General features: G+C 36.8%; 20 protein-coding genes and 2 tRNA genes. 11 read left to right on the top strand and 11 right to left on the bottom strand.

The genetic code is table 11. The features are described from left to right. Nucleotides 1-96: 96 nt before the first annotated feature. Genes NHF50_RS03755 through NHF50_RS03745 form a run of 3 tightly spaced genes read right to left on the bottom strand, consistent with a single transcriptional unit; the run spans nt 97 to nt 2,243 of the window. Nucleotides 97-444 (bottom strand): carboxymuconolactone decarboxylase family protein, encoded by a 348-nt coding sequence (locus NHF50_RS03755; RefSeq protein ID WP_109568408.1) that lies wholly within the window; start codon nt 442-444, stop codon nt 97-99. Nucleotides 445-447: 3 nt separating this feature from the next. Then, complete coding sequence (tatC, locus tag NHF50_RS03750) at nt 448-1,278, bottom strand: twin-arginine translocase subunit TatC (protein ID WP_109568407.1); 831 nt, start codon at nt 1,276-1,278, stop codon at nt 448-450. Next, the gene (locus tag NHF50_RS03745; RefSeq protein WP_170108162.1) at nt 1,278-2,243 is read right to left on the bottom strand and encodes an SIS domain-containing protein; all 966 of its coding nucleotides are present in this window, start codon (nt 2,241-2,243) and stop codon (nt 1,278-1,280) included. Before NHF50_RS03745 ends, tatC begins: the two co-directional genes overlap by 1 nt. A gap of 83 nt (nt 2,244-2,326) precedes the next feature. Between NHF50_RS03745 and recQ the strand changes: the two genes are divergently transcribed. Both recQ and NHF50_RS03735 read left to right on the top strand, forming a co-directional pair. Beyond that, the gene (gene recQ / locus NHF50_RS03740) at nt 2,327-4,525 is read left to right on the top strand and encodes a DNA helicase RecQ (RefSeq protein WP_109568406.1); all 2,199 of its coding nucleotides are present in this window, start codon (nt 2,327-2,329) and stop codon (nt 4,523-4,525) included. Nucleotides 4,526-4,651: 126 nt separating this feature from the next. Continuing rightward, nucleotides 4,652-5,920 carry a DUF4010 domain-containing protein gene (locus tag NHF50_RS03735; protein WP_109568405.1) on the top strand — a complete coding sequence of 423 codons (1,269 nt, stop codon included), beginning with the start codon at nt 4,652-4,654 and terminating at the stop codon, nt 5,918-5,920. Here the strand turns inward: NHF50_RS03735 and NHF50_RS03730 are convergent, their stop codons facing one another. The 6 genes from NHF50_RS03730 to serS all read right to left on the bottom strand — a co-directional run bounded on the left by NHF50_RS03730 (nt 5,921) and on the right by serS (nt 11,798). Further along, a complete protein-coding gene (locus tag NHF50_RS03730) occupies nt 5,921-6,169 on the bottom strand; it encodes a hypothetical protein (RefSeq protein WP_252775106.1) in 249 nt (82 codons plus the stop codon). It abuts the gene before it with no gap. A 9-nt stretch (nt 6,170-6,178) separates the two neighbouring features. Next, nucleotides 6,179-7,531 carry a magnesium transporter gene (gene mgtE, locus NHF50_RS03725; protein WP_252775105.1) on the bottom strand — a complete coding sequence of 451 codons (1,353 nt, stop codon included), beginning with the start codon at nt 7,529-7,531 and terminating at the stop codon, nt 6,179-6,181. Further along, nucleotides 7,521-8,300, bottom strand: coding sequence for a 16S rRNA (adenine(1518)-N(6)/adenine(1519)-N(6))-dimethyltransferase RsmA (gene rsmA / locus NHF50_RS03720; RefSeq protein ID WP_109568402.1), 780 nt, complete (start codon nt 8,298-8,300; stop codon nt 7,521-7,523). The genes mgtE and rsmA overlap by 11 nt, the downstream gene beginning before the upstream one ends. Nucleotides 8,301-8,334: 34 nt before the next feature. Further along, entirely contained in the window at nt 8,335-8,661 is a 327-nt protein-coding gene (locus tag NHF50_RS03715; RefSeq protein WP_109568401.1) for a DUF4286 family protein, read from the bottom strand. Between the two features lie 9 nt (nt 8,662-8,670). After that, nucleotides 8,671-10,452, bottom strand: a complete 1,782-nt coding sequence (locus NHF50_RS03710) for a tetratricopeptide repeat protein (RefSeq protein WP_252775104.1) — start codon at nt 10,450-10,452, stop codon at nt 8,671-8,673. Nucleotides 10,453-10,523: 71 nt separating this feature from the next. Next, nucleotides 10,524-11,798 carry a serine--tRNA ligase gene (serS, locus tag NHF50_RS03705; RefSeq protein ID WP_109568399.1) on the bottom strand — a complete coding sequence of 425 codons (1,275 nt, stop codon included), beginning with the start codon at nt 11,796-11,798 and terminating at the stop codon, nt 10,524-10,526. 138 nt (nt 11,799-11,936) lie between these two features. Here serS and NHF50_RS03700 point away from each other — a divergent pair, with 138 nt between their 5' ends. From NHF50_RS03700 to NHF50_RS03680, 5 genes are all read left to right on the top strand, one after another. Next, nucleotides 11,937-13,850, top strand: coding sequence for a M1 family aminopeptidase (locus NHF50_RS03700; protein WP_252775103.1), 1,914 nt, complete (start codon nt 11,937-11,939; stop codon nt 13,848-13,850). A 76-nt stretch (nt 13,851-13,926) separates the two neighbouring features. Continuing rightward, nucleotides 13,927-15,252 carry an RIP metalloprotease RseP gene (gene rseP / locus NHF50_RS03695; protein ID WP_109568397.1) on the top strand — a complete coding sequence of 442 codons (1,326 nt, stop codon included), beginning with the start codon at nt 13,927-13,929 and terminating at the stop codon, nt 15,250-15,252. A gap of 73 nt (nt 15,253-15,325) precedes the next feature. Further along, nucleotides 15,326-15,399: transfer RNA gene (locus tag NHF50_RS03690), tRNA-Asn, on the top strand. 39 nt (nt 15,400-15,438) lie between these two features. Further along, nucleotides 15,439-15,512 (top strand) — tRNA-Asn (locus NHF50_RS03685). 67 nt (nt 15,513-15,579) lie between these two features. Beyond that, a complete protein-coding gene (locus NHF50_RS03680; RefSeq protein ID WP_252775102.1) occupies nt 15,580-17,142 on the top strand; it encodes an NAD(P)/FAD-dependent oxidoreductase in 1,563 nt (520 codons plus the stop codon). Here the strand turns inward: NHF50_RS03680 and NHF50_RS03675 are convergent. Continuing rightward, the gene (locus NHF50_RS03675; RefSeq protein WP_109568395.1) at nt 17,132-18,643 is read right to left on the bottom strand and encodes an NAD(P)H-hydrate dehydratase; all 1,512 of its coding nucleotides are present in this window, start codon (nt 18,641-18,643) and stop codon (nt 17,132-17,134) included. The genes NHF50_RS03680 and NHF50_RS03675 overlap by 11 nt on opposite strands. Next, complete coding sequence (locus NHF50_RS03670) at nt 18,640-20,880, bottom strand: cation:proton antiporter (protein WP_252775101.1); 2,241 nt, start codon at nt 20,878-20,880, stop codon at nt 18,640-18,642. The genes NHF50_RS03675 and NHF50_RS03670 overlap by 4 nt, the downstream gene beginning before the upstream one ends. Nucleotides 20,881-21,074: 194 nt before the next feature. On the opposite strand from NHF50_RS03670, the gene idi reads away from it, so the two are divergent. The 4 genes from idi to NHF50_RS03650 form a co-directional block, all read left to right on the top strand. Beyond that, on the top strand, nt 21,075-21,602 hold the full coding sequence (gene idi / locus NHF50_RS03665) for an isopentenyl-diphosphate Delta-isomerase (RefSeq protein WP_109568393.1): 528 nt from the start codon (nt 21,075-21,077) through the stop codon (nt 21,600-21,602). Between the two features lie 11 nt (nt 21,603-21,613). Further along, nucleotides 21,614-22,024 (top strand): 6-carboxytetrahydropterin synthase, encoded by a 411-nt coding sequence (locus NHF50_RS03660; protein ID WP_252775100.1) that lies wholly within the window; start codon nt 21,614-21,616, stop codon nt 22,022-22,024. A 6-nt stretch (nt 22,025-22,030) separates the two neighbouring features. Then, nucleotides 22,031-22,990, top strand: coding sequence for a type I phosphomannose isomerase catalytic subunit (locus NHF50_RS03655; protein ID WP_252775099.1), 960 nt, complete (start codon nt 22,031-22,033; stop codon nt 22,988-22,990). A gap of 58 nt (nt 22,991-23,048) precedes the next feature. Beyond that, on the top strand, nt 23,049-23,239 hold a 191-nt coding region (locus NHF50_RS03650; RefSeq protein WP_252775098.1), incomplete at its 3' end, for a hypothetical protein.

The following is a 23,239-nucleotide window of genomic DNA, read 5'->3' as shown; positions in this document are numbered from 1 at the left end:
ATTTTTTTAGTTGCTCAGTAACAAAGAAAAGGTTACATGTGGCTATTAGTTAGCAAATTAACAAATAAACGCTTAAACAAATAAGCGAATTAACAATTATTTAGACTCTTCCAGAGCTTCCCAGAATTCGTAAGCCCTTCTTAAATGCGGAACTACAATTGTGCCTCCTACTAAGGTGGCTATTCCCATAGCTTCCATCATTTCCTCTTTCGTAATGCCGTTTTTGTAACTGGTCTCTAAATGGTATTTAATACAATCATCACAACGCAGAACAGCTGAAGCTACCAAACCTAATAGTTCTTTGGTCTTTACGTCCAAAGCACCTTCCATATATGCATTGGTATCCAGATTAAAAATTCGCTTTACGATTTTATTGTTGTCTGCCAGTAACTTTTCGTTCATTTTGGAACGATACTCGTTAAATTCTTTTACCGGATCTGCCATTTTTTAATATTTTTTTAGTTCTTGGTTTTTACTTTCTATTCCTTTGACTACAACGGAACTGATCAAAATACTGATTTCGTATAAAATCATGATCGGAACAGCAACGATAACTTGGCTCAATACATCCGGAGGCGTTATAATTGCAGAAAGAATCAGAACAATAATAAGGGTGTATTTTCGATACTCTCTTAAGAATTTCGGAGTAACCAAACCAATTTTAGTCAGGAAGTAAATAATAATAGGTAATTCAAAAAGCAATCCGCTGGCTACTGTGGAGGAACGCAACAAACTGATGTATGAAGAAAGGTCAATGTCATTAAAGATCTCTTTACTGACATTATAATTCGCTAAAAAGTTTACAGATAACGGTGCTATTAAAAAATAACCGAAAAGGACGCCGGAAAAGAATAATAGCGAAGCTACAATAACAAAAGCTCTTGCATATTTCTTCTCATTCTCATATAAGGCAGGACTAATGAATTTCCAAAATTCCCATAAAATAAAAGGGAACCCGATGATAAACCCTGCTGTTATAGATGTCCACATGTGAGCGGAGAATTGACCGCCCATTTCGCGACTCTGTATACGGATAGGAATTTCAGTAACACAGAAATCACCGCTTAAACCGAATTTTTGAGACAGATCGCAAAAAATATGATACGTTATAAAATCCGGATTTTTAGGTCCGAAAATGATCTGATCAAAGATAAAATCACTGAAGAAAAAGGCTATAGCAGCACATATTATTACAGCAAGTGTACTTCTGATCAGTAACCATCTTAATTCTTCCAGATGGTCTAAAAACGACATTTCGCTAAGATTTTTATTTGCCATTATACGATGCCTTCTTTTAGGATGTCATGTAAGTGTAAAACGCCTTTGTACTCGCCGTTATCAATAACGATTAATTGAGTAATGGCATTGTTCTCTAAAATATTTAATGCGTCTGCTACCAAAATATCAGAGGCAATATGTTTTGGATTTTTAGTCATAATGTCTGAGGCTTTTAAATGGTTGAATGTATCATTTGTGTTTAGCATTCGTCTGATATCACCATCTGTAATGATTCCCACAACTTTATTCTGATCAACGACCGCTGTTACTCCTAAGCGTTTTTCTGAAATTTCTACAATAACCTGTTTGATAGGAGCATCAGAAGAAACCTGTGGTCTGTGAGTTGCATCCAGCATATCCTGAACCCGTAGCAATAATTTTTTACCCAATGCTCCACCCGGATGGTATAAAGCAAAATCTTCACTTTTAAAGTTGCGAAGCTCCATTAAGGCAACAGCCAAAGCATCTCCTAAAACCAACTGGGCTGTTGTACTGTTTGTAGGAGCTAAATTATTTGGACAGGCTTCTTTAGCAACGTGAGCATGCAAAATGAAGTGTGATTCTTTACCTAAAAAAGAGTTTTTATCAGACGTCATTCCGATCAAGATATTACCATGTCGTTTTAAAAGCGGAACTAAAACTTTGATTTCAGGACTATTTCCACTTTTAGAGATACAAATAGTGATATCGCCAGGTTGAACCATCCCTAAATCGCCATGAACGGCTTCAGCAGCATGCAAAAATAAGGAAGGCGTTCCGGTTGAGTTTAAAGTTGCCACTATTTTCTGAGCAATAATGGCACTTTTACCAATTCCCGTTACGACTAGCCGACCTTTAGTTTCGTAGATTTTCTGAACTGAAATAGCAAAGTCTTCCGTTAAGTAATTCGCTAATTCAGAAATGGCTTCACTCTCTTCTAATATGGTTTTTTTAGCAGATTCTAGTATTGTGGTAGTTGTGTTCAAAATGTGTTAATTATTGTTTTGTTCTTTTAAAGAAAATTGTATCTTTATAATTGCAAATTTATGTAAAAACATATTAATAGAGAATGAAACCGAACGAAATTGATTTACACAAAGAATTAAAAAAATATTTCGGGTTTAACCAATTTAAAGGACTACAAGAACAAGTTGTTAACAGTATCATAAACGGACATAATACTTTTGTAATCATGCCGACAGGTGGTGGTAAGTCGTTGTGTTACCAATTACCGGCACTTGTGCTTGATGGAACAGCGATTGTTGTTTCTCCATTAATTGCCTTGATGAAAAATCAGGTTGATGCTATTAGAAGTTTAAGTTCTGAGCCCGGTGTGGCACATGTGCTTAATTCTTCGTTAACCAAAACAGAAGTAAATCAGGTAAAAAGTGATATTACCTCAGGAGTAACCAAACTGCTATATGTTGCTCCCGAATCTTTAACTAAAGAAGAGTATATCCAATTTTTTAATGAAGTAAACATTTCCTTTGTTGCCATAGATGAAGCGCATTGTATTTCAGAATGGGGACACGATTTTAGACCGGAATACCGAAATCTTAAAAACATTATCCGTCAATTGGGAGATAATGTGCCGATTATCGGATTAACAGCTACTGCTACACCGAAAGTTCAGGAAGACATTCTGAAAAATTTGGACATGCCGGATGCGAATGTATTTAAGGCTTCTTTTAATCGTCCGAATTTGTTTTACGAAGTGCGACCTAAAACGAAGAATGTAGAAGCTGATATCATTCGTTTTATTAAACAACACAAAGGGAAATCGGGTGTTATTTATTGTTTAAGCCGAAAAAAAGTTGAAGATATAGCACAATTGCTCCAGGTAAACGGGATCAGTGCCGTTCCTTATCATGCAGGACTGGATGCTAAAACACGCGCTAAGCATCAGGATATGTTTCTAATGGAAGATGTAGATGTGGTTGTAGCAACGATTGCATTTGGAATGGGAATAGATAAACCGGATGTACGCTATGTTATTCATCATGATATTCCGAAATCACTAGAAAGTTATTATCAGGAAACCGGTCGTGCAGGGCGCGACGGAGGCGAGGGATATTGTTTAGCCTATTATTCGTATAAAGATATTGAAAAACTGGAAAAATTCATGGCCGGAAAACCGGTTGCCGAACAGGAAATTGGTTATGCATTGCTACAAGAGGTAGTTGCTTATGCAGAAACCTCCATGTCCAGAAGAAAATATTTATTACACTATTTCGGAGAAGAATTTGATGAAGTGAACGGAGAGGGAGCGGATATGGACGACAATGTTCGCAATCCAAAGAAAAAAGTAGAGGCTAAGGATCAGGTGAAACTTCTGTTAGAAGTAATACGTGAGACAAAGGAATTGTTTAAATCCAAAGAAATTATCCTGACATTACTCGGAAAGATCAATGCGGTTATTAAATCGCATAAGATTGATGCCAATCCGCTTTTCGGAAAAGGATCTGATTTTGATGAGAGGTTCTGGATGGCATTGATTCGTCAGGTTCTGGTTGCCGGTTATATTAAAAAAGATATTGAATCATACGGTGTAATTAAACTTACAGATAAGGGGAAAGAATTTATTGAAAATCCGATTTCTTTTATGATGTCGGAAGATCACGAATACAGTGAAAATGAAGAAGAAAATGTAGTGTCGACCTCAAAATCTTCAGGAACAACTGATGAAGCACTGATGAATATGTTGAAAGAGTTACGTAAAAAAGTAGCTAAAAAACTGGGGGTACCTCCGTTTGTGGTTTTTCAGGATCCTTCCTTAGAAGATATGTCGCTTAAATATCCGGTGTCTATTGATGAATTGAGTAATATTCATGGCGTAGGAGAAGGAAAAGCTAAGAAATACGGAAAAGAATTTGTAGCTTTAATTGCGCGTTATGTAGATGAGAATGATATTATAAGACCAGATGACTTGGTCGTAAAATCGACAGGGACAAATTCTGCATTGAAATTGTATATTATTCAGAGCGTGGATAAAAAATTAGGCTTGGATGATATTGCTAAGGCAAAAGGACTGGAAATGGAGGAGTTATTAAAGGCAATGGAGCAAATTGTTTATTCCGGAACTAAGCTGAACATTAGCTATTGGGTTGATGAGATTTTAGATGAAGATCAACAAGAAGAGATACACGATTACTTTATGGAATCAGAGTCGGATAATATTAAAGATGCTTTAAAAGAATTTGACGGGGATTATGATACAGAAGAACTTCGATTAATGCGTATCAAATTTATTAGTGAAGTAGCTAATTAGATTCATGCGATTTTAAAAGATAACTTTAATGAAACGCAAAGTCAGAGACTTTGCGTTTTTTGTTGTACAAAGTTTTGTCTGTAAAAACTTTGTAACTTTACGGGAATACATTTTAAGTCATAATAAATGGAAGTAGAAAACTGGATTCCTCAAACTTTAATTGAGTTTGTTCTCGTTGTGTTATTTTCTTTGAGTATCGGTTTAGAGCAAAGAAAAAGATTTCCGAAAGAGAAACAAACCTTCGGTACAGACAGAACATTTGCGTTCATCGGAGTATTAGGGTTTTTACTTTTGTTAGCCGATAAAGAAACACTGATTCCTTTTTTGGTCGGTTTTGTCATGGTCGGGGTTTTTCTTGCGATTTACTATTTCCAAAAGATTAAGATAGAAGGACGTTACGGGCTGACAACAGTGATATTGGGATTAATTACGTATTCTTTTTCACTGATCTTGTTGAAAAATCCGCATTGGTTTTCATTATTGTTTTTTGTAGCAGTTATTATTTTAGCCCAGATAAAAAAGCCGTTACAGGATTTTAGCGATGAGATTGATTCGGAGGAGTTCATTACGCTGGCAAAATTCATTATTATAACAGGAGTCGTGTTACCGCTGTTACCCAAAGAAACAGGATTGGACTGGCTTCCTGTATCTCCTTATAATATCTGGTTAGCAGTAGTAGTAGTATCAGCAATTTCATATCTAAGTTATTTGTTGCGCAAATATGCTTTTCCTAAAGCGGGACTTCTGCTTACCGGTATTTTAGGTGGTTTGTATAGTAGTACGGCCAGTACGATCATTTTAGCGAAGAAAAGCAAAGAAACAGGAAGACAACCTAAAACATACGCAGCTACAATTGTAATGGCAACAGCTATGATGTTTTTACGCATTTATATCCTGATCGTTATTTTTAATGTTGCTTTGGCGCTAAAAGCATTGCCTTATTTTATTGTCTTGTTTGGGGTAACACTAACTGTCGGTTTTTGGATGTATAGATCAGGGAAAGATGAAGTTTCAGCCTCTCAGCCCATATTAGATGATCGCAATCCGTTAGAATTTAAAGTAGCTGTAGTTTTTTCACTGTTGTATGTGTTGTTTTCGGCTATTACTCAGTTTTCTATTACTCATTTCGGGCAGCAAGGACTAAACGGACTGTCCATTATAGTTGGGTTTACAGATATTGATCCTTTTCTGTTGAATTTATTTCAGGGACATTATGATGTGACTAGCCATGCTTTGTTGGCAGCAACCCTTCAGGCTATTGTCGGAAATAATATTATAAAGTTGGGCTATGCCTGGTTTTTAAGTGGTGAAGGAACAAAGAAATGGGTTTTGAAAGGCTTTGGCGTTGTATTACTTTTTAATATTGCAGCAATACTATTATTGTATACGTATTGATTATGCCTCTGGTTCAATATAAACCTCACCCCTGTGTGGTTTTAAACTATCGCGGAATGCGATCATATCTTTTTCTTCAACTACCAGAAAAGCGGTCGCATACATTTCATTTATAATCTCAAAACCGGTAATTTGTAAGCTGTAGTTCTCTTGTTCCAGAAACTCTTTTAGGTGAATATCGTGATGTTCGGCAGTTTTGGCGGCAGCCGGACCTCTGAAATCCCAGATTAATTTTATTTTTCTGTTCATAATTAAAGTTTAAAAACCTAAAATGATTTTAGCAATGGAAAAGTAGATCAAGATCCCGAAAATATCGTTGCTTGTGGTAATAAACGGTCCGGTAGCTAAAGCCGGATCAATGCCGAAGCGGTTTAACGTTATCGGAATAAAAGTCCCGATTAATGCTGCTAAAATAATGACGGAAACTAATGAAATAGCTACTGTAAAACCAACTAGATAATCGACCCCGATAATAAAATGACTACCTATTAGTAATAAAACAGCTAAAAAAAGACCATTCAATAAACTCAGAAGCAACTCTTTAATTAAACGTTTCCAAAGGGAACCACTCAAAGAATTGTTGGCCAAACCTTGAACAATGATGGCAGAAGATTGAACGCCTACATTTCCGGCCATGGCAGCAATAAGCGGCGTAAAGAAGAATACTACCGGAAAATCATTCATTGCTCCTTGAAAAGTACTGGCAATCTTAACGGCTATAAAACTTCCGGATAAAGCCAGAACCAACCATGGTAAGCGTGCTTTGGTTAACTCTGAAATGCTATCATCAGCTTCTACGTCTTGTGAGATACCCGCAGCTAATTGGTAATCTTTATCAGCTTCTTCCTTGATAACGTCTACAATGTCATCAATGGTAATGCGTCCTACTAATCGTCCCAATTCATCAACTACAGGGATAGCTTCCAAGTCATATTTTTGCATAATACGGGCAACTTCCACACCTTCAGTATCCACTTTAACATAGTCTACTTTGGGAATGTATACCTCGCTGATAGGTGTTTTAGTAGAAGTGGTTAGTAAATCTTTTAAGGAAAGGCGGCCTTTTAAGCGACCTTCATCATCTACGACATAGATCGAATGTACTCGGGTAACATTTTCTGCCTGAGCACGCATTTCTTTTACACAAGTTAGAACATTCCAGTTCTCATTGACTTTTACGAGTTCTTTTGCCATCAATCCACCGGCAGAATCTTCGTCATAGCGTAATAAGTCAACAATATCTTTAGCATGTTCAACATCTTCCAGCTCTGATATTACCTGTTCTTTTTTCTCCTGAGGTAATTCAGCAATGATATCGGCGGCATCGTCAGTGTCTAATTCGTCCAGCTCATCAGCAATCTCTTTAGCCGAAAGGCTTTTCAGAATTTTAATCCTTACTTCTTCGTCAAGTTCCAGTAAGATCTCGGCTGTTTTTTCAGAATCTAAAGTGTTGAAAACATAAATAGCGCCATAATCATCCAGTTCTTCCATGATTTCGGCGACATCAGCATAGTGCATATCTTTAAGCAAGTGAAAAACTTCTTGCTCTTTATTTTCTTGAATTAAAACTTCAAGTTCGTGAATAAGCTCTCTGCTGATTTTAAACTCCATAGGCAGCTATTTTTTGAGTGAGTTCAATGAATTGTTCCACCGGAAGTTGCTCCGGGCGCAGGTCAAAGATACTATCTTCTTTTAAATTATCAGAATTAATAAAGCTTTTTAAGCTGTTTCGAAGTGTTTTTCTTCTTTGGTTAAAGGCTTGTTTAACTACAGAGAAAAATAATTTTTCATCACAAGGTAAATGATAATTTTCTTTACGGATCAAACGTAAAACACCTGATTTTACTTTCGGAGGCGGATTAAAAACATGTTCCGGTACGGTGAATAAATAGTCTGCCTCGTAAAAAGCCTGAGTCAATACTGAAAGAATGCCGTAAGTCTTACTGCCTGCTTTTTCGCAAATGCGTTCGGCAACCTCTTTTTGGAACATTCCTGAAAATTCAGGGATCTGATCGCGCATTTCCAATGTTCTGAAAACAATTTGGGAAGAAATGTTATATGGATAATTCCCTATGATAGCAAAAGGTTCGTTCTGGAAAACTTCATTAATATTATACTTCAGGAAATCCTTAGAAATGATATGCCCTTGCAATTTAGGGTAGTGTGTTTCTAAGTACGTTACAGATTCCGTATCGATCTCAATAACAAAAGTTTCTATAGGCTTTTCTAACAAATATTTTGTTAATACACCCATACCAGGACCTATCTCCAATACTTTTTGATACCCGTTTAATGTAAGTGTGTCGGCTATGTTTTTGGCTATATTTTCATCTGTCAAAAAATGTTGCCCAAGGTGCTTTTTGGCTCTGACTTTGTCCATTTATTTTGTTTAATGGTGAATAAAGGAAGTTTTTTTAGTTGCTTTCAGAGAAAAATTCGTTCATGACTTCCAACTCTGTTCTGAAAGACAACATTTTGTCACCGAAAAGTTCAAAACCTTCCTGACGCAATCTCGGAGCGTGTTCTTTGTAATAAAGATCCAGATTCTCTCTGGTTGGACAAAAATATTGAATAGAGTAGGTAGTTCCGCCCATTTCTTCTTCCACTAAGACTTTAACCATTCTGGCATTGGTGAATAAACCGGTTGCCAAAACATCTTGAATATGCTTGTTTTTCATCCAGTCTAACCATTGGTGGTGTACGGTTTCGTCTATATTGATAGTAACGTTGTATATAATCATATTGTTTTGCTAAATATTAGTATCACCTCTTAAAATTCTATACTGTCGTCTGGCATCAGTATAATAAATACTGTCCTGATGCTCAAAAATTATTTTTTCGTAAAATGCTTTTGCCTGTTCGGGATCGCTTAGGAATTTATTATAAAGTTCTGCAGAGAAAAATAAAGCTTCGTCTATATAAACCCCGTCTTTGTGCTCTGTTAAGATAGTATTGTAATAAACTAAAGCTTTGTCGTAATTTTTAAAGTCCTGATAAATCTGTCCGATTTTCATCAAGGTTGCTCCTTCGATTTCTTCTCCTTTGTGCCGTTCTAAAATTTGTAGAAAACCTTGTAGGGCGTCGGCTTTTTTGTTTTGATATAATTTGAGGTCAGCTTCTGAAAAAGCTTGTAATGCAATGTGAGTGCTGTCTTCTGTGGAAGAGTTGTCCTGAATGAGCAGGAATAGTTCCAATGCATCATTAGCAATTAATAAGCTTGGCGATTGTTTTAACATTTTTACATTTTGCAATGCCCAGTCAAAATCTTTCTTATAATAATTGGCTTTTGCCATTTTCATACTGGCCTGATGCGCCATTTCGTCATTCTTTAAATTGTCTTCAATCTGTGCGTAATACAAAATAGCCTGATTGAATTTCTCGTCATATAAGAAAATATCGGCTAACTCCATTTTAATTTTAGAAGACTGTCTGGTGTTCAGAGGTAATTCCAACGACTTTTGCAGAAGAGCAATTCCGGACGAAGCATCATTTCTGTAAAAAGTTTCAAAATGAGCAGTCAGAATTTGCAGGTCTAAAGTGTAAGGTGTAAAACCGTATTTTTTAAGTAGTAAGTCCATCTCTTCGGCAAGAGCAGGATATTCCTTTTTATCGGCAGAATCAATTTTAGATTGCATTAAAAAATGCTCGGCTTCAACCTGTAAAGAGGTATTTTGGGTATTTGCCAAGATAAACTCGAACATTGAAGTAGCTTCTGTTGTTTGTTGATCTTCAACAGCCATTTTAGCCAATGAAATGATATTGTATAAGGATTCCGGATCTCTTTTAAAAACGGCTTTTTCCTGAATAAATGCTTTTCCGTAATCTTTTTGCTGAACATAATACCAGCTTAAAAATTCATTCCAGAAAATATCCGGATTTTTTTGTGTACGGATAATAAGTGCCTTTTTTAAGCTATTGCTGAAAGATTCGTTTGCTTCATCGATCAAAAAACGAGTCAGATAGCTTTGTACCTGAACAGCACTTTCTTTTTTATGATAAGCATAGTCCAGTAATTTATTTGTCATCTCATCCAGTTGTCCCATTTGTCCGTAAAGTAATGCGATCTGATAGTCAAAATTTAAGTTCGGATTTAATTCCTGACCTTTTTGATAGGCTTTTAAAGCCCATTCCGGTAGAACTTTTTTATCAAATGCACTTCCTATCTGGTAGGCATAATTAGGATTGTCTTCGATGGACTTTAAGGCTTCTTCGTATTTTTTATGTGCTTTGTTTTCCTGTTTCTGAAGTTGCCAGTTGTATCCTTCTTCAATAAATAAATACGGTTGAAAGTATCTTTTACTTCTTTTAGCAATTAATTCGCCGGCTTTGTCATATTGTTGCAATTGCTGATAGCAAAAAAGAACTTTGTCAAAATAAAAGCTGTTTGAAGGTTGTTTTTCGGCTAAAGGTTCCAGTAACGTAAGCGCTTTGTCGAATTCGCCTTTCTCAAAATAATCTAAAGCCAATTGATCGTTTTGGGAAAAGGCAACCAACTGAAACAAAAGGAAGAAAGTGAAAATGGCTTTTTGCATACTAAAATAAATAATGCACTAAGTTAACATATTTGTGTTAAAATAGTGCATTGTTTGTATAAGATTAACGCTTAGTCAATAATGTCAAATCCGGTGTAAGGTCTTAATACCTCTGGAATTACAATTCCTTCAGGTGTTTGATAATTTTCTAAGATTCCTGCAAGTACGCGCGGTAAAGCTAATGAGCTTCCGTTTAAGGTGTGAGCCAGTAGATTCTTACCTTCTTTGTCTTTGAATCGCAATTTCAAACGATTGGCTTGAAACGTTTCAAAGTTAGAAACAGATGAAATCTCTAACCAACGATCCTGCGCTGTTGAAAACACTTCAAAGTCATACGTTAAAGCAGAAGTGAATCCCATATCGCCACCGCAAAGTCTTAAAATACGGAACGGTAATTTTAATTCTTGAAGAATATCTTTAACGTGTTCCACCATTCCGTCAAGAGCTTCGTATGATTTGTCAGGATGTTCAATGCGAACAATTTCCACTTTATCAAATTGGTGCAAACGATTTAAACCTCTTACGTGTGCACCGTAAGAACCTGCTTCTCTACGGAAACAAGGAGTGTAACCGGTACAAAGAACCGGTAGGTCATTTTCGTTTAACAAAACATCACGGTATAAATTAGTTACCGGGACTTCTGCTGTAGGGATCAAAAACAAAGGTTGTTCTTCATTTACTACATACATTTGTCCTTCTTTATCCGGTAATTGTCCGGTTCCGTAACCTGAAGCTTCATTTACTAAATGCGGAACCTGAGTTTCCTGATAACCGGCTGCTGTGTTTTTATCTAAAAAATAATTGATTAAAGCACGTTGTAAACGAGCTCCTTTACCTTTGTACACCGGAAAACCGGCACCGGTAATTTTAGCACCGAGGTCAAAATCGATGATGTCGTATTTTTTTGCCAATTCCCAGTGTGGTAAAGCGCCTTCAAACAGATTCGGAATTTCTCCGTCCTGGTATACGTTCAAATTGTCATCAGCTGTTTTGCCTTCCGGAACAATTTCATTCGGAACGTTCGGTAACTTGTATAGTTCTTCTTGTAAAGATGCAGCTACTTCGTTTAAAATATCGCTGAGTTCTTTACTTTTTTCTTTTAACTGAGCTGTTTTTTCTTTTAATGTTTCTGCTTGGGCTTTTTCGCCACTTCGCATCAATTCGCCAATTTCTTTGGATAACTTATTGGATTCGGCAAGAGTGTTGTCTAATTCAACCTGAGTAGTTCTTCTTTTTTCATCTAAATCTACTACTAAATTTACCAAATCGTTAGCATCCATGTTTCTCTTGGCTAAACGTTTGATAACTTCTTCCTTGTTCTCTCTAATGTAAGCTATCTGTAACATGATTAAAAAATTTAAGTGGCAAATTTAAAGAAATTTAGCGGGAGTTTGTTAACGAAATACTTTATTTTTAAACAAGTTGATTATTAAAATTTTAATAAATGATTGCTTTTGGCTACATTAGCTTAAAATTTCCCAAAAATGAAAAAACTTTACTTAATAATGCTTCTTGTTTTAGGCTTTGTTGCTTTTGCTCAAACGGAACAGGAAGAATTTAACCGAATGGTAGAAGCAGAAATGAAATCTGCTGCTGCGATTCAGAATTTTCAAGTTAATCCGAATACTCAAAATTATGATATAACCTATCATGAATTACGATTTTCCGTAGATCCGGCTGTTTATTTTATTAGCGGGCAGGTAACGACTACGTTTACTGCTTTAGAGGATATGAACAGTATTACTTTTGACTTGACTGATGTTTTAACAGTCAGTAGCGTTACTTTGGGAGGAGTGCCTTTAACCTTTACTCAGAATGTAAGTGAAGAGCTGGTAATTAATTTACCAACAACTATAATAAACGGAACATCGGCGACAATTACGATTAATTATTCGGGAGCGCCTGACACTGACGAAGCGGCTTTTACTGCAACAACTCATAGTGGTACACCTGTTATTTATACACTCTCAGAGCCTTTCGGTGCTCGAGATTGGTGGCCGTGTAAGCAAGATTTAAACGACAAAGTGGATTCAATTGATGTGTATATTACGGCACCGGATACGTATGTGAGTGTGACCAATGGTTTAGAACAATCGGTTGTGGATAACGGTAACGGAACAAAAACGACACATTTTCATCATGGTCATCCTATTCCGGCTTATCTGGTAGCAATTGCAGTAACTAATTATCAGATCTATACACAAACGGCAGGGATCGGAACGACATTTCCGATTGTGAACTATATTTATCCTGAAAACTACACTACGGCGCAGACACAATTAGCAGAAACCTTGCCTATAATGAATGTGTTTGAAACGTTGTTTGAACCTTATCCTTTTTTGAATGAAAAATACGGACATGCTCAGTTTGGTTGGGGCGGAGGAATGGAACACACTACGGTTTCTTTTATGGGGAGTTTCGGAAGGAATTTGATTGCGCATGAATTAGCCCATCAATGGTTCGGAGATAAGATTACTTGCGGAACATGGAAAGATATCTGGTTGAATGAAGGCTTTGCCGAATATTTATCAGGTCTGATTGTTGAAAACCTGGACGGGGTAACTAATTTTGTCTCTTGGAAAGCGTCAAAAATTAGTAATATTACGTCTCAGGTCGATGGGGCAGTATATTTAACAGATACTGAAGCAACAAATGTGAGTAGGATTTTTAGTGGTAGATTAAGCTATAATAAAGGAGCAATGGTTTTGCACATGTTGCGTTGGAAAATGGGAGATGCCCTGTTCTTTCAAGCCTTGCAAAATTATTTGGCAGATGCTAACTTGGCTTATGCGTATGCGATCACGCCTCAGTTGCAATCTCATTTAGAAGCTGTTTACGGAAGTAGTTTGACAGAATTTTTTAATGACTGGATCTACAATCAGGGGTATCCGAGTTATACAATTACAGCTCAGAACTGGGGTGCCGGTCAGGCAAAGATCACAGTAAATCAAAGCCAGTCTACTGCTTCTGTGACGTATTTTGAAATGCCTTTAGAGATCCGGTTGTTAGGCGCCGGAGGAGAGATTCAGGATGTAGTTGTCGATAATACATACAACGGACAAGAATTTGTGGTTGCTGTCCCGTTTGTGGTTTCAGATGTTGAGTTTGACCCTAATTACCACATTATTTCCAGAAATAATACAGCAACTTTAGGAACAGATTCTTTTACAATTGATGAATCAATTACATTGTACCCGAATCCTGTACAGGATGTTTTGACGATAAAGATGCCGAATTCAATGCTTTTACAGAATGTGACTATTTATAATGATTTGGGACAAAAAGTTTTGGAAAGCGAACAGTCTGAGATAGATCTAACAGTATTGGCAGACGGAATGTATGCCGTGAAGCTGCAGACAAGCGAAGGGGAAATTCATAAAAAATTGATAAAAAAATAGACTAACCCTAAAATAATGATAAAAAGTAAGGTGAAAACCTTACTTTTGTCGTTCTAAGTAAAAATGAAATTATAAAATGATTCAATTAGCACAAATCGTATTTATCTTATCGGTTTTAGTTATTCTTCACGAGTTTGGTCATTACATCACAGCAAAATGGTTTAAAGTAAGAGTAGAAAAATTTTATCTCTTTATGGATGCCGGTTTTTCTTTATTTAAAAAGAAAATAGGAGAAACAGAATGGGGGATCGGTTGGTTGCCTATAGGAGGATATGTAAAACTAGCCGGAATGATCGATGAAAGTATGGATACTGAACAAATGAAACAAGAACCGCAACCATGGGAGTTTCGTTCAAAACCGGCTTGGCAACGATTGATCATTATGTTAGGAGGTATTATTGTAAATATTCTTTTAGCTTGGTTTATTTATACCGTAATGTATACGACGGTTGGTAAAAAGTACGTTTCTACGGAAGTTATTCAGAAAAACGGATTGGCTTTTGGAGAAGTAGGTCAAAAAGCAGGGTTTAAGAACGGTGATAAAATTGTTTCGGTAGACGGAAAATTTCAGGACAACTTTAGCCGCATGGTAATGGATATTTTATTCAGTAGCGAAGTTAAAGTAGATAGAAACGGCGAAGTGGTTACCCTAAACTTGACAGACGAGCAAATCGGTGATATTTTAGCGAAAGAAGGGAGAAATTTTATAGCGCCTCGTATGCAGGGAGCAACTGTTGATTCTGTTTGGGCTGATACACAAGCAGAAAAAGCTGGGCTGAAAAAAGGCGATTCTATTATTGCCTTAAACGGGAATAAGTTTAAATTTACAGATGAGTTTTCATCAACATTGGGACATTATAAAAATGATTCGGTATCGATAACTCTTATTAGAAATAACAAAGAAGAAATACTAAAAGCAAAAACCGATTCTATTGGAAAACTTGGTTTTATGTTTAGAACGTATTTAAAAGATGATTATGTGATTGAACAAAAAATGAGTCTTTTTGAGGCGATACCTGCTGCTATAAAAGAATCATGGTCTTTATTAGTATATAATGTCAAAAGTTTCAAATTGATTTTAAGACCGGCTACAGGAGCTTATAAACAAGTGAAAAGCCCGGTGGGGATTGCACGCCAATTACCGGATACATGGAACTGGGAGTTTATATGGAATTTCACAGCATTATTTTCAATCGGTTTAGCGTTTATGAACTTGTTACCTATTCCGGGATTAGACGGAGGTCATGCCTTGTTCACTATTGCTGAAATGATTACTGGAAAAACATTAAGTGATAAAGCAGCTGGCTATGTTCAGACAGCAGGAATGATTATCTTGCTAACATTGATGGCATTAACATTTGGTAAAGATATTGTACAGTTAATAATCGATAAATTTTTCTGATTTTTTTAGAAAAATAATTTGTGAGTATAAAAAAACGGTTTATATTTGCACTCGCAAAAAAGGTAATACACCTTCCTCCTTAGCTCAGTTGGTTAGAGCATCTGACTGTTAATCAGAGGGTCCTTGGTTCGAGCCCAAGAGGGGGAGCAAACTTTTTTGTAAACGGAATTTAACCTATACGGTTATTCCTCCTTAGCTCAGTTGGTTAGAGCATCTGACTGTTAATCAGAGGGTCCTTGGTTCGAGCCCAAGAGGGGGAGCAAAAAATAGAAAGCCTAGCGAAAGTTGGGCTTTTTTTGTATCAATACGTTAAATACTACTGTTGTCATGCCACGTGAATTTCAATTTCAAGTTTCTCCGGAAGTAGCAGCTCAGGAAGTGCTGTTAAAACAACATGTGGCTAAGCTGTTCCAAGTTTCTCCTCAGGATATTCAGAAGGTAAATGTTGTGAAACGCTCTGTTGATGCGCGTCAAAAGAGCATCAAAATCAACATTAAGGCTATCGTTTATTTAGTAGGAGAAGAATACCATGAAACGACTATTGGAATTCCGGAATATCCGAATGTAGAAAATGCACAGGAAGTCATTGTAGTTGGAGCAGGTCCGGCTGGCCTGTTTGCGGCTTTGCAATTGATTGAAAAAGGATTAAAGCCAATTGTTTTAGAACGTGGAAAAGATGTCCGTGGGCGTCGTCGCGATTTAAAAGCGATCAATAGAGATCATGTGGTTAATCCGGAATCGAATTATTGTTTCGGAGAAGGAGGTGCCGGAACGTATTCTGACGGAAAATTATACACCCGTTCTAAAAAACGCGGCGATGTAGATCGAATTCTTCAGTTATTAGTAGCTTATGGTGCGTCATCGGAAATTTTGGTTGAGGCGCATCCTCATATTGGGACTAATAAACTACCACAGATTATTCAGGATATTCGTGAAAAAATTATTGAACATGGCGGAAAGGTTTTGTTTGAAACTAAAGTAACGGATATTCTCATTAAGAATAATGAGGTAAAAGGAATTGTTACGCAATATGGCGATACTATTTTAGCGCCTAATATTATTTTGGCAACCGGACATTCGGCACGGGATATTTTTGAATTGTTATACCAAAAAGGGATTGAGATTGAAGCAAAGCCTTTTGCATTAGGAGTTCGGGCTGAACACCCGCAAAGTCTGATCGATAGTATTCAGTATTCTTGTGATTTCAGAGGGCAATATTTGCCACCGGCACCTTATTCGGTTGTGAAGCAGGTGAACGGAAGGGGAATGTACTCTTTTTGTATGTGTCCCGGCGGAGTTATTGCGCCTTGTGCTACTGCTGAGGGAGAAGTGGTAACTAACGGTTGGTCTCCTTCAAAACGAGATCAGGCTACTGCAAATTCCGGAATTGTGGTAGAATTACGATTGGAAGATTTTAAACCGTTTGCTAAATTCGGACCGTTAGCCGGAATGGAATTTCAGAAAGATATTGAGCAACGTGCCTGGCGTTTGGCAGGACAAACTCAAAAAGTTCCCGCACAGCGAATGGTAGATTTTTCGCAACGAAAAACATCTGCTGAAATACCCAAAACGTCGTATGTGCCCGGAACAACTTCAATCGAATTAGGAGAGGTTTTTCCTGGATTCTTGACACAAACGATGCGTCAGGGATTTCAGGAGTTCGGAAAAAGTATGAAAGGTTATTTTACCAATGAAGCGATTTTGCATGCACCTGAAAGCAGAACATCTTCTCCTGTACGAATTCCGAGAGATCCGCAAACTTTAGAACACATACAGATTAAGGGACTTTACCCTTGCGGTGAAGGAGCGGGTTATGCCGGAGGAATTATCTCAGCCGCTATAGACGGAGAAAAATGTGCTCTGAAGATCGCTGAAAACCTTAAAAAGTAGGTTGAAATTGAAGGAAGCCTTTTCCTAGAAAATCAATAATGTCAGAGGCGATTAAACTTTCCTGACTTTTTTCTGTAGAAGCCAGATCACCTGCTAAACCATGAAGGTAAACACCCAGAATGCAGCTTTCTTTTGCAGTATATCCTTGAGCTAATAAACCGGTTATTATTCCGGTCAAAACATCACCGCTTCCGGCCGTTCCCATTCCCGGATTTCCGGTACTATTGAAATGGAGTGTTCCGTCCGGACAAAAGATACAGGTATAAGCACCTTTCAGCACAACATAAATTTTTAGTTGGTCTACTAATTTGAGTGTTTTGTCTATTTTTTCAGTGTCGTTTTTCCATGAACCGATCCAGCGAGATAATTCTTTCGGATGCGGTGTGATAATACTGTTTACGGGAATTGTTTTTTGAAGTTCTGTATGTTCGGCCAATAAATTTAAGGCATCTGCATCTATAACCAATGGTTTGTTACAATTCATAAGTACTTCTTTCAGGAGTGCTAAGGTATTTTGCTCTTTTCCGATACCCGGGCCAATGCCTACGGCATCGTAGTGGTAAGCAAAATTTCCTGAAACAATGTTTTCTTCTTCACTTAAAAGTGTCATGATTTCCGGATTTGCTGTCTGAATAACAGTGTTTCCGCTTCGTGGAATTAGTGCAGTTACTAATCCGCTTCCGCTTTTTAAACATGCTTTCGACGATAAAACAGCAGCTCCCATTTTTCCTAGACTTCCTGTAATCAGGAGTGCATGTCCGTTTGTTCCTTTATGCGCAAATTTTGTTTTGGGTTGATAGATCCGGTGGCAATCTTCAAAGGTAGTGAAATACACATCAGTACTTTGTTGGGCAATGCCTTCCGGTAGCAAGCCAATGGGTAAAATGATTATTGTGCCGCTTTTATGTTCGTTGTCCGGAAGTAATAAGGATAGTTTCGGAAATTCGAAAGTAAGCGTGTAATCGGCATTTATAATCGTATCGTAAGTGTTTTTATGATTGTCATTCGTAAAAAGACCGCTAGGAAGATCAATACTGATCGTTTTTTTATTTAGCGAATTAAGGTATTGAATAATTGAAGATTCCAGTCCGGTCACAGGGCGGTTTAATCCATAGCCAAAAATAGCGTCAATAATAATGGTATTTTCGTCCGGTTGAAGAGTGAGATCGACCATACTTTCAATGGTAATGGTTTGTCCTTTATTGGCATGCCAAAGCTCAAAATTAGATTCGAAATCTTCAGAATAATGATCGCTTTTTTTGACGTATACCGTTACATTGTAGAGTTTTTGTTTCAATATTCTGGCAATTGCCAAACCGTCACCGCCATTGTTGCCTATGCCACAAAATACATGAAAGTTATGTTGGTTGTCAAAATGTTTCATGATCCATTTACTGCATGCTTCTGCCGCTTTTTCCATAAGGTCAATGGAAGAAATAGGTTGGTTTTGTATGGTAAATACATCAACTTTTTTGATCTGTTCCGCTGTTAAGATTTTCATTCTTCAATAAAGGATTTAATTTTGTTTTTGTCGCCAACGATCCAAACGACATCGCTATCGTGAAGGATATAGCTTGATTTAGGATTTAGCATGCGATGACCATTGTGTTCTACTCCAACGATAATTCCGTTCGTTTCTTCTCGTATGAGAGAGTCTTTAATACTTTTGTTAACGAAAGAAGTGTTTTTAATATCCAGTTTCCAAAGTACAATTTCCATATCAGAATTGTCTGTGGATATGAGGTGGTTCTCTAAATATTTTTTGAACTCATTGACTTGTAAATCCGTTCCGATCACGTGCAATTCATCTTGAGGATAAATGAGTTCCGTTTTTGAAGGAATGTATACGGTTTTGTTCTCTCGTTTAATGAAAGCAATGTTAATTCCGAATCGCTCCCTGATTTTTAAGTCTTCTATAGTATGACCGCTGAAAACAGAATCGCACGGAACAACAAAAGACGCTATGTGACCGTCCCAGGGTGTAAGGTTCTGACGTTCGATTTTAGGTTTGCTTTCTTTTCCGTTCTCTTTGAAATTTTTCAGAAAATGATCTTCCAGACGATAATAGAACTGATTGATCTGTTTTGTATAGGTAATGTAAACGAATATAGCCAGAAAGAACATTATAATGCCAAAGAAAGGCGAGATGATCTTATTAAGCATAAAACCGATCAAAAATACAGAAAGCAGCATTCTCGCGATGAACATTATAATTATAGCACCTCTGTATTTTCGTTCCTGAATTAAATTCTGAACAGCTTCTTTATTGATACGCTTTAAAGAGATTGCCCATAAAAACGGCAATAAAAACATCAGAGTAACCAAAGCTGTAATGATGGAACTGAAAGGTAATTTAAGTTCTTCGGTAAAGGGAAGCAAATAAAAACGGGATAATAAAATAATAGCAACAGCTAGAACGGTATTGATGGTTACCTGTCTTGTGTAATCAAAGATATAAGATTTCCAAAGGCTTGTCGGTTTTATTGCTTGGGTATAGGCACTGTATCGTTCAATTTGTTTTACCCATCTTTTAGGAAGTTTGTCTTCAACAAAAGCGGCAAACGGGGTAGAGAACTTAATCATGTAAGGCGTTGTAAAAGTAGTGATTGCTGAAACGGCAACTACTACCGGATATAAAAAGTCCTGAGTTACTTTTAGTGATAAGCCTAAAGTAGCAATGATAAATGAAAATTCTCCTATTTGGGATAAACTCATACCAGCCTGTATGGATTGTTTTAAAGGTTGTCCGGAAAGAAGAGAACCAATCGTAGAACTTATGGATTGCCCGAAAATGGTAACTAAAGTCAAAATAATTACCGGAACATAGTAGGTAACTAAGGTTTGCGGATTGATAAGCATTCCGACTGAAACAAAGAAAATTGCACCGAAAAGGTCTTTTACAGGTTTGATCAATTTTTCAATATGTTCTGATTCGGTTGTTTCAGCGATAATAGATCCCATGATGAAAGCACCTAATCCGGGTGAGAACCCGGCACTGGCAGCAAAAATGACCATTAATAAACAAAGTGCGATAGATATGATCAGGAGCATTTCGTCTGTTAAAAGATGTTTGGCCTTATTGAGGAAACTAGGGATAAAAAAGATTCCTAAAATAAACCATAAGATTAAAAAGAAGATCAGCTTCAAGATAGCAAAGATTAATTCGCTTCCTGAAAACTGACTACTTACAGCAACAGTGGAAAGTAAGACCATCATTAAAATGGCTAAAATATCCTGAACGATCAGGGAACCGATAACATTTCCGGCAAATTTCTGGCTCTTCACACCTAATTCTTCAAATGCTTTTAAAATGATGGTGGTAGACGAAATAGATAGAATGACACCTAAAAACAAACTGTCCATATTAGTCCAGCCCATTAGTTGTCCAACTGTATAACCTAAAAGGACCATACAGACAATTTGTGTTAATGCCGTAATAGAAGCTGTTCCGCCTACTTTTGTTAGTTTCTTAAAACTGAATTCTAGCCCTAAACTGAATAAAAGGAAGATAACACCTATTTCTGCCCAGATGGAAACATCGTGTGTTTTTTCTACTGTCGGAAAAAAATGAAAATTATTACCGGCTAAAAAACCTGCAACCAGATATCCCAAGACTAATGGTTGTTTTAGCTTCTTGAAAATAATTACAGCAATACTTGCGGTAATCAGGATCAGGCCCAAGTCAGTGATTAGTCCGGGTAAATGAATTGCATTTTGTGATAAACTATAAAACGGCATATAATTCTATTAGATTTTTCCCCTCCAAATTAAGCAAAGAAATGTAATCGGGCAAGAGTAGTTAAAACGAAAAATGATTTTTATGAAAAGATTATGATAAAGGTTAGAGCTATAGAGGTAAATGAAAAGTTTTTTTATCGGTTTATATTATTAAATTTGTATTTCGTGAAAACTAAGGATTAAGTATTCAATTTATGAAAGAAGAAAAAGTAATATTGGTTGACCAAAACGACAAACCGGTCGGACTTATGGAAAAAATAGAAGCTCATGAAAGAGCTTTGTTACATAGGGCTTTTTCCGTTTTTGTATTGAATGATAAGAATCAGGTTTTACTTCAGCAACGAGCAAAGTCAAAATACCATTCTCCCTTATTATGGACCAATACTTGTTGTAGTCACCAGCGACCGGAAGAAACCAATGTAGAAGCCGGAAAGAGAAGGCTGAAAGAAGAAATGGGATTTGAGGTAGAGTTGAAGGAGTTATTCCATTTTATTTATAAAGCACCATTTGATAACGGTTTAACAGAACACGAACTGGATCATGTTATGATCGGTAGATTTGACGGAGAGCCGAAGATAAATCCCGAAGAAGTGGAAAGTTGGAAATGGATGGCAATAGATGATATTAAGGAAGATCTGCAGCTAAATCCTGAAATGTATACCGTTTGGTTCAAGATAATTTTTGATGAATTTTACCATCACTTAGAAAGTCATAAAGTTTAAAAACTAGTATTATGAGAGCTACTGTTTCCAGAAAAGCCCATTTTAATGCTGCGCACCGCTTGTACCGCAAAGATTGGTCTATGGAAAAAAACGAATCCGTTTTTGGAAAATGCAACAATCCGAACTTCCATGGGCACAATTACGAACTGGTTGTAAGTGTAGCCGGACAAATAGATGTAGAAACCGGCTTTGTAATGGATATAAAAATTCTGGCCGATCTGATTAAGGAACACATAGAAGAAGCTTTTGACCATAAGAATCTGAATATGGATGTAGAGGAGTTTAAAGACTTAAACCCTACAGCCGAAAATATAGCCGTCGTTATCTGGAATAAACTGAGACCTTTGATCGGTACAGATAAAGAACTGGAAGTAACTTTATATGAAACCCCAAGAAATTTTGTAACTTATAAAGGCGAATAATGTAACATGAAAGCTTATCCTATTCAATTTGAAGCAATTTTAAAAGAACGAATTTGGGGAGGAACCAAATTAAAAGATTACTTGAATAAACCCATTATTTCTGAGATTACCGGCGAAAGTTGGGAGATATCGACTGTTCCCGATGATATAAGTGTTGTGGCAAATGGCGATTTGAAAGGTCGGAATCTCAATGAGATCATAGCCGATTTCCCGAAAGAGATCTTAGGAGAAAGAGTTTTAGAGAACTTCGGACAGCAGTTTCCGTTGCTGTTCAAATTCATTGATGCTCGTGAAGATCTGTCTATTCAATTGCATCCCAATGATGAGTTGGCTAAAAAGCGTCATAATTCTTTTGGTAAGACCGAAATGTGGTATGTAATGCAGGCTGAAGAACAATCACGTTTAGTGGTTGGGTTTAAAAAAGCAAGTAATCAGGAAGAATATGTACAACATTTGGAAAATAATTCATTGTTAGAGTTATTGGAAGAAATTCCGGTAAAGGCAGGTGATGTATTCTTTTTAGAAACCGGAACCATTCATGCTATCGGGTCAGGTGTTTTAATCGCTGAAATTCAGCAAACCAGTGATGTGACGTATCGTTTATATGATTGGGGCAGAGTAGATGCCGAAGGAAAATCCAGAGAATTGCATACAGAATTAGCGTTAGAAGCAATTAATTATGAACTGACGCCTTCAAAGATCACGTATACAGCAAATGAGAATCAAGCTACAGAATTAGTACACTGTCCTTATTTCAATACCGATGCTTTACCGGTGGATGGAACAGTAAACTGGAAATCGCATGAAGGTTCTTTTACTGTTTTTATGTGTGCAGAAGGAAAAGTTACATTCACTGTCGAGGGGGTAACGTATACATATCAAAAAGGAGATACAGTACTGATACCGGCTGAAATATCTTCAATAGTTATAGAAGGTAAGGCAACTTTGTTAGAAATTTTTCTATAAAAAGGCTTTGTAAAAGATATTTCTTTAATTTTGCATAAATTTTTAAACCAAAGAAAAAATGGCAAGCGTTAAAAACTTGAAAAAAGAAATCAACTACGTTTTAGGAGATTTAGTAAACATCGTTTATGTATGGGAGATGACTCACGGAGGGAAACCGACTGAGGCTACGGATGAAATTGTTGATAGTATTTATGACAAATACGATGAATTGATTACTAAGATCAACAATAATTCAGTTGAAAATAAAAA

It is taken from the genome of Flavobacterium sp. NRK F10 (assembly GCF_024054235.1).
GTDB classification, from domain to species: Bacteria; Bacteroidota; Bacteroidia; order Flavobacteriales; family Flavobacteriaceae; genus Flavobacterium; species Flavobacterium sediminis.
The sequence above is the reverse complement of the archived record's forward strand: the minus strand, read 5'-3'. Positions and strand labels throughout refer to the sequence as shown.

Excerpts from the sequence above, each read along its gene's own strand:
- NHF50_RS03675 (WP_109568395.1), bottom strand. The coding sequence starts at position 18,643 with ATGAAAATCTTAACAGCGGAACAGATCAAAAAAGTTGATGTATTTACC.
- NHF50_RS03735 (WP_109568405.1), top strand. The coding sequence starts at position 4,652 with ATGGAAGTAGAAAACTGGATTCCTCAAACTTTAATTGAGTTTGTTCTC.
- serS (WP_109568399.1), bottom strand. The coding sequence starts at position 11,798 with ATGTTACAGATAGCTTACATTAGAGAGAACAAGGAAGAAGTTATCAAA.
- tatC (WP_109568407.1), bottom strand. The coding sequence starts at position 1,278 with ATGGCAAATAAAAATCTTAGCGAAATGTCGTTTTTAGACCATCTGGAA.
- idi (WP_109568393.1), top strand. The coding sequence starts at position 21,075 with ATGAAAGAAGAAAAAGTAATATTGGTTGACCAAAACGACAAACCGGTC.
- rsmA (WP_109568402.1), bottom strand. The coding sequence starts at position 8,300 with ATGGACAAAGTCAGAGCCAAAAAGCACCTTGGGCAACATTTTTTGACA.
- NHF50_RS03715 (WP_109568401.1), bottom strand. The coding sequence starts at position 8,661 with ATGATTATATACAACGTTACTATCAATATAGACGAAACCGTACACCAC.
- NHF50_RS03680 (WP_252775102.1), top strand. The coding sequence starts at position 15,580 with ATGCCACGTGAATTTCAATTTCAAGTTTCTCCGGAAGTAGCAGCTCAG.
- mgtE (WP_252775105.1), bottom strand. The coding sequence starts at position 7,531 with ATGGAGTTTAAAATCAGCAGAGAGCTTATTCACGAACTTGAAGTTTTA.
- NHF50_RS03655 (WP_252775099.1), top strand. The coding sequence starts at position 22,031 with ATGAAAGCTTATCCTATTCAATTTGAAGCAATTTTAAAAGAACGAATT.
- NHF50_RS03660 (WP_252775100.1), top strand. The coding sequence starts at position 21,614 with ATGAGAGCTACTGTTTCCAGAAAAGCCCATTTTAATGCTGCGCACCGC.
- recQ (WP_109568406.1), top strand. The coding sequence starts at position 2,327 with ATGAAACCGAACGAAATTGATTTACACAAAGAATTAAAAAAATATTTC.
- NHF50_RS03710 (WP_252775104.1), bottom strand. The coding sequence starts at position 10,452 with ATGCAAAAAGCCATTTTCACTTTCTTCCTTTTGTTTCAGTTGGTTGCC.
- NHF50_RS03755 (WP_109568408.1), bottom strand. The coding sequence starts at position 444 with ATGGCAGATCCGGTAAAAGAATTTAACGAGTATCGTTCCAAAATGAAC.
- NHF50_RS03670 (WP_252775101.1), bottom strand. The coding sequence starts at position 20,880 with ATGCCGTTTTATAGTTTATCACAAAATGCAATTCATTTACCCGGACTA.
- rseP (WP_109568397.1), top strand. The coding sequence starts at position 13,927 with ATGATTCAATTAGCACAAATCGTATTTATCTTATCGGTTTTAGTTATT.
- NHF50_RS03700 (WP_252775103.1), top strand. The coding sequence starts at position 11,937 with ATGAAAAAACTTTACTTAATAATGCTTCTTGTTTTAGGCTTTGTTGCT.
- NHF50_RS03730 (WP_252775106.1), bottom strand. The coding sequence starts at position 6,169 with ATGAACAGAAAAATAAAATTAATCTGGGATTTCAGAGGTCCGGCTGCC.